General features: G+C 42.8%; 13 protein-coding genes. 4 read left to right on the top strand and 9 right to left on the bottom strand.

All coding sequences use genetic code 11. The features are described 5' to 3' along the window. Positions 1-3 precede the first annotated feature (3 nt). Positions 4-720, bottom strand: coding sequence for a UDP-2,3-diacylglucosamine diphosphatase (locus tag WA352_RS11495; RefSeq protein ID WP_033134545.1), 717 nt, complete (start codon positions 718-720; stop codon positions 4-6). An 88-nt stretch (positions 721-808) separates the two neighbouring features. Continuing rightward, on the bottom strand, positions 809-1,318 hold the full coding sequence (locus WA352_RS11490; RefSeq protein WP_004661403.1) for a peptidylprolyl isomerase: 510 nt from the start codon (positions 1,316-1,318) through the stop codon (positions 809-811). 167 nt (positions 1,319-1,485) lie between these two features. Here WA352_RS11490 and WA352_RS11485 point away from each other — a divergent pair, with 167 nt between their 5' ends. Further along, positions 1,486-3,213 carry a glutamine--tRNA ligase/YqeY domain fusion protein gene (locus WA352_RS11485; RefSeq protein ID WP_033134546.1) on the top strand — a complete coding sequence of 576 codons (1,728 nt, stop codon included), beginning with the start codon at positions 1,486-1,488 and terminating at the stop codon, positions 3,211-3,213. Positions 3,214-3,351: 138 nt separating this feature from the next. Here WA352_RS11485 and WA352_RS11480 read toward each other — a convergent pair whose 3' ends face one another. Then, on the bottom strand, positions 3,352-4,260 hold the full coding sequence (locus WA352_RS11480) for an alpha/beta fold hydrolase (protein WP_033134547.1): 909 nt from the start codon (positions 4,258-4,260) through the stop codon (positions 3,352-3,354). Between the two features lie 90 nt (positions 4,261-4,350). On the opposite strand from WA352_RS11480, the gene WA352_RS11475 reads away from it, so the two are divergent. Then, positions 4,351-4,764, top strand: coding sequence for a MarR family winged helix-turn-helix transcriptional regulator (locus tag WA352_RS11475; RefSeq protein WP_004806068.1), 414 nt, complete (start codon positions 4,351-4,353; stop codon positions 4,762-4,764). Between the two features lie 117 nt (positions 4,765-4,881). Next, entirely contained in the window at positions 4,882-5,202 is a 321-nt protein-coding gene (locus WA352_RS11470; RefSeq protein WP_241345128.1) for a DUF1330 domain-containing protein, read from the top strand. Positions 5,203-5,291: 89 nt separating this feature from the next. Here the strand turns inward: WA352_RS11470 and WA352_RS11465 are convergent, their stop codons facing one another. From WA352_RS11465 to exaC, 5 genes are all read right to left on the bottom strand, one after another. Continuing rightward, on the bottom strand, positions 5,292-6,002 hold the full coding sequence (locus WA352_RS11465) for a glutamine amidotransferase (protein ID WP_033134548.1): 711 nt from the start codon (positions 6,000-6,002) through the stop codon (positions 5,292-5,294). 114 nt (positions 6,003-6,116) lie between these two features. Beyond that, on the bottom strand, positions 6,117-6,929 hold the full coding sequence (eutC, locus tag WA352_RS11460; RefSeq protein ID WP_033134549.1) for an ethanolamine ammonia-lyase subunit EutC: 813 nt from the start codon (positions 6,927-6,929) through the stop codon (positions 6,117-6,119). Positions 6,930-6,939: 10 nt separating this feature from the next. Continuing rightward, a complete protein-coding gene (locus WA352_RS11455) occupies positions 6,940-8,325 on the bottom strand; it encodes an ethanolamine ammonia-lyase subunit EutB (protein WP_004806075.1) in 1,386 nt (461 codons plus the stop codon). Between the two features lie 23 nt (positions 8,326-8,348). Then, positions 8,349-9,779, bottom strand: a complete 1,431-nt coding sequence (eat, locus tag WA352_RS11450) for an ethanolamine permease (RefSeq protein WP_004806076.1) — start codon at positions 9,777-9,779, stop codon at positions 8,349-8,351. A gap of 207 nt (positions 9,780-9,986) precedes the next feature. Continuing rightward, positions 9,987-11,498, bottom strand: a complete 1,512-nt coding sequence (gene exaC, locus WA352_RS11445) for an acetaldehyde dehydrogenase ExaC (RefSeq protein ID WP_033134550.1) — start codon at positions 11,496-11,498, stop codon at positions 9,987-9,989. 127 nt (positions 11,499-11,625) lie between these two features. On the opposite strand from exaC, the gene WA352_RS11440 reads away from it, so the two are divergent. After that, entirely contained in the window at positions 11,626-12,804 is a 1,179-nt protein-coding gene (locus tag WA352_RS11440; RefSeq protein WP_033134551.1) for a transcriptional regulator, read from the top strand. Between the two features lie 30 nt (positions 12,805-12,834). Here the strand turns inward: WA352_RS11440 and WA352_RS11435 are convergent, their stop codons facing one another. Then, the gene (locus tag WA352_RS11435; protein WP_336142670.1) at positions 12,835-13,800 is read right to left on the bottom strand and encodes an alpha/beta hydrolase; all 966 of its coding nucleotides are present in this window, start codon (positions 13,798-13,800) and stop codon (positions 12,835-12,837) included. Positions 13,801-13,926: the final 126 nt, after the last annotated feature.

Raw genomic sequence — 13,926 nt, 5'->3', positions numbered from 1 at the left:
TAACTAATAGAACCACTGTTTAAAATCTAATTGATAATTTTCTTGCTCATTGAGCTCTAAAATCCAAGCTGAATCTGCTCGCCAATCTCCTAACACAATACGTTGTTTATTCAGGACATGGTGAATCTCTGGACGATGGGTATGGCCGTGAATTAAATAATCAACGTGTTCAATCACGGATTCTACTGCTTGAGCATTAACATCCATAATGTCATAACTTTTCAGCTGTTTGGTTTCGCTACTTTTTTTACGGAAACCATTAGCAAGTTTTTGTCTAAAGCTCAATGGAGTGCGTTTTATTAGCCCCAATAATACGGGGTTACGAATCACTTTGCGAAAACGTTGATAAGCAACATCATCGGTACAGAGTGCATCGCCATGTTCCAGTCGGAAGGTATGCTGCTGAATATTTAAGGTATATATGTCAGGGAGCAAAATCCCATTAAATTGTTTTAAGAACTTTTGACCTAAGGCAAAATCACGATTACCGACTTGGAAATAAATTTGGTTGTTCGCTGCGGTGAATTTTTGCAAAGCACTGACAATTTCATCTAACCATGGGGCAGTGTAATCATCACCAATCCAAGCATTAAACCAATCACCCAAAATATAGAGTTGCGTGTTTTTATCCTGATATTGTTTCAATAAAGCTAAAAACCCTCGAACGAGTCGAGGGTGATCAGGTGACAAATGTAGATCTGAGATAAACAGGTAGGTCACACTTTTATCCTATTTTATAATCCCTCCCAACCTCCCTTTGTAACGGGAGGAGTTTCCCCTCTTTTAAAAGAGGGGTTAGGGGAGATTCTTATTCAGAAATAATTTTAGCAGATTCAATTACAACGTTCTCTAAAGGAACGTCTGCGTGATAACCACGGTTACCTGTACGTACGCCTTTGATCGCTTCTACAATATCAAGACCTTCAACAACTTTACCAAATACTGCATAACCCCAGCCTTGCGCTGTTTTACCAGTATGGTTTAAGAAAGAGTTGTTTTTAACATTGATAAAGAATTGAGCAGATGCAGAGTGTGGAGCTTGAGTACGCGCCATTGCAATTGTGCCTTCATCGTTGCTTAAGCCGTTGTCAGCTTCATTTTCGATTGAGTCACGTGTTGCTTTTTCTTTGAAGTTTTCATCCATGCCACCGCCTTGGATCATAAAACCATCAATCACGCGGTGGAAAATTACGCCGTCATAGAAACCGTCACGTACATATTCTAAGAAATTTGCAACCGTTTTTGGTGCTTTTTCAGCGTTAAGCTCAAGAACAATACGACCTTTGTTGGTGTTTAATTCGACTTGAGGAAAACTCATTACATTAATCTCCTAAACATGGGCAAATTGACCATGGGTTTTTGGTTGAGAGAAGCATAAGCAAACTGTAAACTACAAGGCAAGTAAAAAACGTTAAAATCTTTCATAAATAGTAAAGATTGCGTTTTTATTTCCCATTTTTAACTGTAAGAAGTGATTTACACCCTATGAAGCCAAATGATGTTGTTTCTGAACTGCCAAAGACCCCGACGCCGAATACCCATGCCTCTGTCGATGCCGTGCAGCAAGAACAACAGGCAGGCTTAGACTTTGTACGTCAAGTCATTACCGATGATTTAAAAGAAGGTCGTACCCAAAAAGTTGTAACTCGTTTCCCGCCTGAGCCAAATGGTTACCTACACATTGGTCATGTCAAAGCAATTTGTTTGAATTTTGGTATTGCCGAAGAATTTGAAGGTTTATGTAATTTACGTTTTGACGATACTAACCCAGATGCCGAAGAACAAGAATATGTTGATGGTATTGCCAATGATGTGAAATGGTTAGGTTTTAACTGGAATGGCGAGCCTCGCTATGCTTCTGGTTATTTTGACCAACTTTATGCATGGGCTGTTCAGTTGATTGAACAAGGTGATGCTTATGTTGATCTACAAACCCCAGAAGAAATTAAGTTGAACCGTGGTAATTTCGTTGAGCCAGGTAAAAACTCACCTTATCGTGATGCGACTGTTGCAGAAAATCTTGCGCGTTTTGAACAAATGCGTAATGGTGAAATTCAAGAGGGCGGTGCTGTACTTCGTGCCAAAATCGACATGGCAAGCCCAAATGTGCATATGCGTGATCCGATTCTTTATCGTGTACTGCATTCAGAACATCACCAAACTGGTGATAAATGGAAAATGTACCCAATGTATGACTACGCTCATCCATTGTCTGATGCGATTGAAGGTATTACCCATTCACTCTGTACTTTAGAATTCCAAGATCATCGTCCATTCTATGACTGGATTGTAGAAAAAGTTCACTCGCAAGCTGTACCACGTCAGTACGAGTCTTCTCGTTTAAACATCGATTACACCATTACCTCTAAACGTAAATTACGTAAATTGGTTGAAGGTCAGCATGTACAGGGCTGGGACGATCCACGTATGCCAACAGTTGTTGGGATGCGTCGTCGTGGTTTTACCGCAGAAGGTTTACGCGATTTCTGTAAGCGTGTTGGTGTATCGAAAACGGATGGTATTGTTGATGTGGCAATGCTGGAGTTCTGTATTCGTCAGTCATTGGAAAATACCGCAGCACGTGGCATGGCAGTACTGAATCCATTGAAAGTGACATTGACCAATTTACCTGAAGAATTGGATCTCACTCGTGCACGTCATCCAAACGTGGATATGGGCGAACGTATTATTCCGTTAACACGTGAACTTTATATTGATCGTAAAGATTTTGAAGAAGTACCACCGAAAGGCTTTAAACGTCTGATTCCTGATGGTGAAGTGCGTTTACGTCATGCTTATGTGATTAAGTGTGATGAAGTAATTAAAGATGCCAATGGTGAAGTGATCGAACTTAAATGTTCAATTGACCCTGAAACTTTAGGTAAAAACCCTGAAGGCCGCAAGGTGAAAGGGGTTGTTCATTGGGTCTCTGCAACCAAAGGTGTACCTGCGGAAGTGCGTATTTACGATCGTTTGTTTAACGAAGCAGCACCAGATGCAGATGATGATTTCCTTGCACATTTAAACCCAGAATCATTGCAAGTGGTTCAAGCGGTGATTGAGCCAGCTTTAGCACAAGCAAAACCTGAAGATCGTTTCCAGTTTGAACGTGAAGGTTATTTTGTTGCGGATCAACATGATCATCAAGCAGACAAACCAGTGTTCAACCGTATTCTGGATCTGAAAGATAGCTTTAAAGCTGACAAGAAATAAGTTTTGAATTTATTGTCTTGATCTTAAAAAGCCGATTTGTTTTCAAATCGGCTTTTTATTTCTGCTGCTAATGGATTTTTTAAGCATTTTATTTTAAATCGGTGTATCGCATTGTGCGATTGTTGGTCGGTCGGTTTATTACTGATCTCGGTAATGCCTTGCTTGTTGGATATGGGCAGCAATCGCATCGATGATGAATTGATAGAGATCAGTTGGCAAATCATGTCCCATACCCTCAATTGTTAATAGCTTTGCACCAGAAATAGACTTTGCGCTATCTTGGCCGCATGCAATCGGGATTAATAAATCCTCTGTGCCATGAATCACCAGTGTCGGGGCAACGATGCGGGCGAGGTATGAGCGAATATCACCAGTTGCTGCAATTGCAGCAATTTGCCTTTTTAGTCCATCTGGATCGTAATTGCGGTCATATTCCTCTGAAATAAGTTTTAAATACGCATTTTCGTCAAAACTAAATCGAGGGCTCGAAATATATTTTGCAAAATGCAGTTTATGCAGAAAAAAATCAGTCTTATTCAAATGTGGATCTGGACTGGGGCGGGTGAGCAGCTCTATAACATCAGCTTGGGCACTTGGAAGCGCTGGGTTTCCTGTACTCGACATAATGGATATCAAGGTCTTGACTCTTTGGGGGTAAGTACTTGCCATCAGTTGGGCAATCATCCCACCCATAGAGCGTCCAATAATGTGGACTTGATCAATTGCTAAAGCATCAAGTAATCCCACTGTATCTTCAACCATATCGTGAAGCGTATAAGCAATCTTAATGTTCTCGCCATTTTGGGTGGCATGGATCAGATCACTCAACTCTGGAGCGGGTTGATCATGCAAATGTGTTGACAAGCCAACATCTCGATTATCAAACCGAATGACTCGAAAGCCTCTTTTAGCAAGCATTTGACAGAATAAATCACGCCAATGAATCATCTGAGTACCTAATCCTGAAATTAATAGAATGGTATTTTCATGCTCAGCGCCAAAGATATCGTAGTGGAGATAGAGATTGTTTGTAGAGACCTCATTCATGCTTCATCTCAAAAAAGTAAGATACAATGCTTGCAATATACTTGAGTTATCAAGTATATTGCAAGCATTGTATCGGTATTGAAATTAGTTATGAATAAGCTTGAATTATTACTGGATCAACACCTTGTTGGTTCTTTATTGAGTAAAAAACTTGATCTGGCGCTTAGCGTACACGGAATTAATCTGACGGAATTCATTCTGATGTATCACCTTGGTCTGGTGCCTGAGGTGGGATTAAATCGAATCTCATTGGCCCATAAAGTTGCACTGACGGCTTCTGGTGTCACCAGAGTGTTGCAACCTATGGAAAAAACTGGACTGATCGTAAAGACGGTTCATCCACGTGATGCGAGACAAAGCTTTGTTGTACTGAGTGCAAGTGGCCAAGAACTTCTCAGTAATGCGATCACGACGGTCGAGCACACGGTTGATTCTATCTTTGCATTATTCAATCAAGAGGAAATCAAGACGCTACAGCTTTTGTTAAATAAATTAAAAGTTTAAAGGGGAGGCAAAATGAAAGACGCGTATATTTTCCCAACCCAAGAGGATGGGATTCGTTTATTTAAGCGACATCTTCAAGGGGAGGTCGTCATGTTGAACTTACTTTGATTGAAGCAAGTGGCGGATTATTCAGATTGTCCAGATTTAGCACCAGCAACCCCAATTACAGGGCGAGAGGCTTTTCAGCGCTATATCGACCATACACGTCCATTTCTACAGCAAACGGGTGGCGATATTTTACTGCTTGCCAATGCAGGTGAATTTTTTATCGGCCCCTCTGATGAGTATTGGGACATTGTGATGTTGGTAAAACAAACATCCATTGACAGCTTTATGTCGTTTGCACAGAACCCAGAATGCATGAAGGGAAATGGACATCGTGTTGCAGCAATTCAAGATTCTAGATTACTGCCAATGCAGACAACAACACAGCTTTAACATTGGTGCAACAGAGCTTATGGATGAACCATCGAAAAAGCCCAGCGATTTAATGTTGGGCTTTTTTTACAGTTCTAAAATAGCAAGCTTTAAACATTCAGATGATCTAAGAACGTTTGAATGACCAGTCGGCACTGTTGTTCCAACTGTGCTGCATAAGCCTGATTATCTTGGCGTAATTGAGGAATGGATAAACCCGCATGACGTATTTCACAGGTATGGCCAATGAGCCATTTTTCAAAATTTTCTTCAGCGATTTCAAGATGAAACTGCAAGGCCAAGATGTTATTGCCGACAGAAAAAGCTTGATTTGGATAGATCGCCGAACTTGCCAATAAGCTACTATTTTCAGGTAAATCAAAAGTGTCGCCGTGCCAGTGCAGCACTTCGACATTTTCTAATGCGGCTAAGGGATTCGTCACAAGCACTTTAATGTCTAATTTGCTCCAACCAATCTCTTTTTGATGTCCAGCATAGACTTTTGCCCCCAGTGCATGTGCAATCAGCTGTGCGCCCAAACAAATGCCAATGGTGGGTTTATTGGCTTTTAAGCGTTGTTTTAAACCCTCAATTTCATCCACTAAAAACGGGTAGTCCTCTGTTTCATAAACACCGATTGGTCCACCGAGAATTATCGTTAAGCCTTCATAACTCAGTGCAGGACTCAGATCATCAACACCCGCTTCAAAATAACGGACGCGAAAACCCAACTGATAAAAAATATCTTCTAATGAACCAAGGTCTTCAAAAGCAAGATGCTGAATGGCGTAAACGGTTTTTAGATGAGTGGCGAGGGGCATGACCGAGTACCAATGAATAAAAATTATGTTGTATCTTAAATCATTTTTAAGACCGATGTGTTGACCTTATGCTTTTTGGACAGCACTGGAAAATAGGGCTGTCCAATTGCTCAGTTAAAAAAGCAATCTGCGTTGATGATGTTCTTCAACAGTTGGAACCACATGTTCATCCTTTAAATCGACACCAGATAAGCCCAGTCGTTTGGAGTTATGCATTAAAGCCAATAGGCGTTGTGTGGCAATCGGCGTACTTAATCCTGCGGGACGAATATTGGAAATACAGTTGCGTTGTGAATCTAGGCAACCGCTGTGCGCTTTCCATGTGTAGTAGAGTCCCATACTGTCAGGTGAACTGAGCCCAGGACGTTCACCGATCAGCATAATCAACATACGGGCCTGAAAAATTTCAGCAATTTCGTCACCCAAAGCAACTCGGCTGCCTGTGGCAATTGCAATTGGGGCTAAGGACCACTGTTGTTCTGCAAAAGGCTGGATCAGTGCCTGTATAAAAGGCAGTGCATTTTCTTCAATGGCACGGGCGGATAAACCATCACCAATCACAATACAGACATCATAACCCTGCGAATCTTTTTGCATCTGCTGAAGCAGTTGCGTCGAATCGGTTGAAAGTAAACGTCCTAAATCAGGCCGCTTCAAATACAGCTCTTTATGTTCAGCCTGACTTTGTACATGGATTGGGTTTAAACCTAGTTTCTGTAGCTGTTCTTGCAGATGCGTGACATTCAGTGATTGGAAAACCGCATCTTTGGCTTGGGCGTGGCTGAGTTGGAAATCAAGCAATGCACGGGTTGGAATGCTGCATCCTGCACGTCCAATGGCAATACGGGCATCGGTAAACTGTTTTAGTGTTTCCCACTGGTCTTGATGCGCCTGTGCAGGAAATTGAATATCTTTAGAAAGCTTCATGAGATTCTCCTTAATGCATCAATAATCTGGAGAATTGAGCAGGCATGTGCTCTGCCCAATGAATCTGTTGCTGCTGCTGTTTTAAAATGCCTTGTTGTTCCAACCAGAGTGAAAACTCGGGGGCGGGTTGCAATCCAAGCAGTTGTCTGAGATACAGCGCATCATGAAAAGAGGTAGTTTGATAATTCAACATTACATCATCTGAACCTGGAATGCCCATAATAAAATTAATGCCTGCTGTACCAAATAAGGTCAGCAGCACATCCATATCGTTCTGATCGGCATCTGCATGATTGGTATAGCAAATATCGCAGCCCATTGGCAGACCGAGCAACTTGCCACAGAAATGATCTTCTAAGCCTGCGCGAATAATTTGTTTTCCGTCGTAGAGATATTCAGGTCCAATAAAGCCGACCACGGTATTGACCAATAAAGGCTTGTATTTGCGCGCCACAGCATAGGCACGTGCTTCGATGGTTTGCTGATCAACGCCGTGATGCGCATTACTGGACAGGGCACTACCTTGACCCGTTTCAAAATACATCACATTGTTACCAAGCGTACCGCGGTTTAAAGACAGCGTTGCTTCATAACCTTCTTGTAGCATTTGAAGTGAAATACCAAAACCTTCATTGGCTTTTTGTGTACCTGCAATAGATTGAAACATCAGGTCAATTGGAACATTCTTTTCTGCCAGTTGTATGCCAGAACTGATGTGGGTCAGAACACAAGACTGGGTTGGGATTTGATATTCCTGAATGACATGGTCGATCAGCTTTAACAGCTCAGAGAGATTATGCAGATTGTCTGTTGCTGGATTAATCCCAATCACTGCATCGCCATTGCCATACATCAGACCATCTAAAATACTGGCGGAAATACCCAGCACATCATCGGTGGGATGATTGGGTTGTAAACGCGTGGATAAATGTCCTTTTAAACCGATGGTATTGCGAAACTGGGTAATGACCTCACATTTGCTTGCAACATAAATTAAGTCTTGATTGCGCATGATTTTACTCACAGCGGCAACCATTTCTGGGGTTAAACCCGCTGCAAGCTGTTGCAGTTTTTCGGTGGTTGCATCTTCACTCAGTAACCAGTTACGGAAATCACCCACCGTAAAATGTGCAATTGGTGCAAATAGATCAGCGCGATGTTCATCAATAATCAGACGGGTAATTTCATCGGTTTCGTAATCGACTAGCGTTTCATTTAAAAAGTTTTTTAACGGTACATCTGCCAGTGTAATTTGTGCAGCAACACGTTCAGTTGCATCCTGTGCAGCAACCCCCGCCAGTTGATCACCAGAACGCAAAGGGGTGGCTTTTGCCATCAAGGTTTTAAGATCGGCAAACTGATAGTGTTGTTGGGCTACGATTTGACGGTAACGCATGCGCTTCTCCTTAATCTTTCTGATTATTGCTTTTCATCTGCCGTGATCTGGGCAAACTCTTCTTCTGGCGTCCCTTGTATGAGTTGATGACGGCTATAAAAAATAAAATAGGCAATAAAGACCATATAAATGCCTGCTGCAATACACCACACTTTAGGATTGACCAGAAAACCTGCGACAACTGCGATGGCAGCCAAAATTAAGGCAATGCTCGAGGTGACGATGCCACCAGGTGTTTTATAGGGACGGTGCATTAAGGGACGAGATACGCGTAGCTTAATATGTGAAAGCATCATCAAGACATAAGAAATGGTCGCACCGAAGACTGCAATTAAAATCAGTAAATCGCCTTCTTTACTTAAGGACAAGAAGAAGCCAATGATGCCAGGAATAATAATGGCTAAATAAGGGGCGTGATTTTTGTTGGTCAATGACAGCGATGTGGGTAAATAGCCGGCACGGGAGAGTGCAAAAATCTGGCGTGAATAGGCATAGATAATTGAAAAGAAACTGGCGATAAGCCCAGCAAGACCGACAAAATTAACAAAGTTCGCCAGCCATGTACCTTGACCATAGACTTTGACGAGCGCATCGACCAAGGGCGCACTGGAGTTTTGTAAGGTACTGGCACCGGCTGCACCTGCGCCTAAAAATAGAATCAGTAGGGCAAAAGCGGTTAAAATTAACATCGCACCAATCAATCCGCGTGGTAGTGATTTGGCAGGGTCTTTGGCTTCTTCAGCAGCTAAAGGTACACCTTCAACAGCCAAGAAAAACCAAATCGCATAGGGAACCGCTGCCCAAATGCCTAAATAGCCATAGGGTAAAAAGCTGCTTGCGCCAAATTGTTGCCCGGCAGCAATATCAAACAGATTCTGCGAATTAAAATGAGGCAACATCGCAACGATAAAAACAGCCAGTGCAATCGCTGCAACCAAGGTGATGGCAAACATAATCTTAAGTGCTTCACCAGCACCTTTCAGGTGGATCCCCATAAAAATCAGATAACAGGCTAAATAAACTTGCCAGCCGCCAATACCGAATAGAGATTCACAATAGGCCCCAATAAAGACCGCAATAGCGGCAGGCGCAATCGCATACTCAATCAGAATCGCGGTACCTGTTAAATAACCACCGAGTGGACCAAATGCAATACGGGCAAAACTATAACCGCCACCCGCTGTAGGCAGCATGGTCGCCATTTCGGACATGGCAAGACATAGGCAGAGATACATCACGGCAACGACCGCGGTGGCAACAAACATGCCGCCCCAACCCCCTTGAGCGATACCAAAATTCCAGCCAGCGAAATCGCCTGAAATAACATAGGCGACCCCTAAGCCGATCAGTAATAACCAGCCCACGGCACCTTGCTTGAGTTTTCTTTGGGCAAAATAATCTTCAGAAGAGGTTGCAGATGCTGAAAGTGCAGAAATAGGTTCTTGATTGTTCATACAAAGCTCCGTGTATGGGTCTCATCAGCAAGATGCAAAAGCAATGCCGATGTTGCACACCTTGTGCCAAAATTAAATTTTTATTTGATTGCTTGATCCAGTTTGCTTGAGAAAATACGGTGTTTATTGAGTCATCAGTACATTAGGGTTTAAGGCTGTATAAGCCTATGTCGCAAGGCTTATACAGGGTTTGATCCTTCTATAGACTTAGAAAAAGCCCATGGCTTTGGTTGAATAGCTCACCAACAGATTTTTGGTTTGTTGATAGTGGTCGAGCATCATTTTGTGATTTTCACGGCCTACACCTGACTTTTTATAGCCTCCAAATGCAGCATGAGCTGGGTAGATGTGGTAACAATTGGTCCAAACTCGACCCGCTTCAATGGCACGACCTGCACGATAGGCGGTATGGGTTGAACGTGACCAGACCCCAGCACCTAAGCCATACATGGTGTCATTGGCAATCTGAATGGCTTCATCAAAGTCCTTGAATGTAGTTACCGACAGCACAGGGCCAAAGATTTCTTCCTGAAACACTTGCATGTTGTTATGACCTTTAAAGATGGTCGGTTCGATGTAGTATCCATTGCCGACCTCTTGGCGACCATGCCCACCCAATAGCACTTCCGCACCTTCCTGTCGGCCTGTATCGATACAACGTAGGATTTTCTCTTGCTGTTCCAGTGAGGCTTGTGCACCGACCATGGTGTCGGTATCAAGTGGATGTCCGAGTTTGATGCGCTTGACGCGTTCAATGGCTTTTTCCATAAACTGATCGGCAATACTTTCCTGAATCAAGGCACGCGATGGGCAGGTGCAGACTTCACCTTGATTCAGCGCAAACATGGCAAAACCTTCAAGGGTTTTATCCAGAAAATCATCGTCATGATCCATCACATCGGCAAAAAACACATTTGGTGATTTTCCGCCCAGCTCCAAAGTCACTGGAATGATGTTTTCGGTGGCATATTGCATGATCAATTGCCCAACTTGGGTTGAACCGGTAAACGCAATTTTGGCAATACGTGGACTGGTCGCAAGCGGTCGACCAACTTCGGCACCGTAACCATTGACGATATTGAGTACACCCGCAGGTAATAGGTCCTGTATCAGTTCAGCCACCAATAAAATACCGACGGGGGTTTGTTCTGCAGGTTTGATCACCACGCAGTTGCCCGCTGCCAATGCCGGTGCCAGTTTCCATGCCGCCATCAAAATCGGGAAGTTCCAAGGGATGATTTGTCCAACCACGCCGAGTGGTTCATGAAAATGATAGGCAATGGTATCTTCGTCTATCTCAGAAATACCACCTTCCTGTGCGCGAATACAGCCTGCAAAATAACGGAAATGATCTATGGCCAAAGGGATATCAGCCGCCAGTGTTTCACGCACGGGTTTACCATTATCCCAAGTTTCAGCCACTGCTAACATTTCCAAATTGGCTTCCATACGGTCAGCAATTTTAAGTAATAAATTAGATCGTGTAGTTGGAGAGGATTTATTCCATTCTTTCTTGGCTTTGTGGGCGGCATCCAGTGCTAATTCAATATCTTCTGCACTCGAACGTGGGATACGAGTAAAACTTTTGCCATCGACAGGAGAAATATTGTCGAAGTAGACTCCTTTAACGGGGGCAACCCACTGTCCACCAATAAAGTTTTCATATTGGTCTTTAAAATGGATTTTTGAACCAGATTGATTCGGATCAACATAGCGCATATACATACTCCTTTATGTGTTGTGATATTTTTAAATAAAGTACTGGGTACGTTATTGAGAATGACGTTATCGCGTTGAAGGTTGGAAAAAGGTTGGAATCGCATGTAAGGGAATAGGGAAATTACAAATGCATACAAAAAGGGAATTACAGCAACAGCGGACATTGGTTGAGCAACTCAGGGCACAAAGTAGTCTCAACCCACAACATGCCGAAAAAATGGAACAGAGTATTGCCAGTTCATGGGAGCGTTCTACACTCGCTGATATTCCTAAAGAACGTTTAGCTGCACCGTTGCTCGATCAAGTTTCGACTCAGACAGGTTCTTTGGCCTTGGCATTGCAGGCTTGCCAACAAGACCTCAAGCATGTTGCAGAGCAGTCAGCGATGGTGCTTGCGGTTGGCGATGTCGGCAGTACCATTATTTGGACGGCATCCTGTACTCAAATGCGCAATGCTGCCGAACGTGTCCATTTTGTTGCAGGTGGGCAATGGCAGGAAGAACTGGTCGGCACCAATGCACTGGCACTTTCGCTCAAGACGCAGAAATCAAGTTGTGTATTTTCCAATGAACACTATATGGCGTCGGTGCATGATTGGGTTTGCTATGCTGCCCCGATCCTCGACCCATACTCCAAACAAGTCTTAGGCGTAGTGGATTTATCCACCACATGGGAAAACCACAATAGTTTAGGTTTATTGGCGGTCGAACGCTGCGCCGCAATTATTCAAATGGCGGTGCAACAATTACAACAACAACATGTGTATCTCCGTACTTTTAATACAGCGCAGGTCTTGATCAATGGCAAGCACTTAAGCTTAAGCCCGAGACAAGTTGAAATTTTGGTAATTTTGGCTTTATGCCCACAAGGGCTGAATTTAGAGAATTTACATCAGGCTTTGTATGGGGAACGCAAAGTCAGTATGGGGACATTAAAAGCGGAGATGTCGCATTTAAGAGAGCACTTGGGCGATTTACTTGGTTCTCGTCCTTATCGCCTGAATGTACCTGTTGAGGCGGATTTTCTGCAACTGGAACAAGCATTGGATGCGGGTTATATCAACACAGCCCTGCAAGGTTATACCGGCATTTTTTTAGCGAAAACCGAAAGTCCATTTTTATCAGCTTGGCGGGATTGCTTGGAATCTCGTTTGAGTCATGCGATTTTCCAGACACAGGGCAGTGATGCTTTATTAAAGCATTTGGCTTATTGTCCGGAAGCCGTGGATGCGGCTGAACGCTTATTGGAGTTATTACCAGCCTCGCATCCCGCTAAAAATATGCTCAGTAAGTACCAAGACCACTGAGCATCAAGATATTTAAAATGGTCGTCGGTATTACTGGATTTTTTCAGTTAACCAAGCAAACAGATCTTTATAGACCTGTGCACGAACAGGCGGGGCAGATAAAACCAAATCATGCAAACCATTTTGAATAGACAGGGTTTGCACATCGCCTTTCATTTTCTTGGCATTTTGCGTCATATCATTGACATCCAGAATCACATCGCTTTGCTGTGCATCAATGCCCCATTTTTTAGGGAATTTGGATTGATGTGAATGCATGATCAAGGTCGGCACATTTAAGGTCACACCTTGATGGATTTCTTTTTGTGCTTCGTGAATTGCCGTGACAAAAGAGAGATGAACAAAAGGCATGGTTTTCGGTTTCCAATCCAGATTGAAATCCCATTCGCCGTAAAAATCTTTATGCAAGCTTGGTGTGTACCACGGGTTTAGACCACTTGGAAATTTTGCATTCGGTAAGCGTTTACCCACTTCACTGAGCAAGGGAATCCCGACCTTTTTCTCAATAACACTCTTATAGAAGTCATAAAAGGGGCTGTTGTTCCAAACCGCTTTAATTAAACGATGATCAGGATAATGTGCAGCATATAAAGTGGCAATTAAACCGCCTGTCGAATGTCCTGCCAGTACAACTTGATTGTGGTTTTCTTGACTGATCACTTCGAGTGCTTTACTGATTTCAGCATCGTATTCGCGCAAATCTAAAACGTAGTAGAGTTTTTGATGAGGAAGTTTTGAGCGGCCATATTTTCTCAGGTCGAGTGCGTAAAAATCGTAACCATGCTGATTGAATTGTTCAGCCATTTCTTTTTGGAAAAAATAATCTGCAAAACCATGAATATATAAAACTGCTTTTTTGGTCGCTTCTGTAGCTTTATTGCGAACCAGTGTAGCAACAACTTTTCCATCATAGTCATCAGCAAAATTTAAAGTCAGTTGCTGATAATCTTCACCGAGTATATCTGGCTGATATGTATAGAGATTTGAAGTAGTCATTTTTATATATCAAGTCTGAATTCATTAACAACCACATTAAATGAAAACCCTTGGATGTCAATGCAATTATGCGACACCAAGCGTTCGCGAATTGGATTTGCATTTTTATTTTTGCGAAAAAATCGT

Source organism: Acinetobacter sp. 102, from assembly GCF_037028485.1.
In the GTDB taxonomy this organism is placed as follows: Bacteria; Pseudomonadota; Gammaproteobacteria; order Pseudomonadales; family Moraxellaceae; genus Acinetobacter; species Acinetobacter higginsii.
This window is presented reverse-complemented; position numbering and strand designations above follow the sequence as displayed.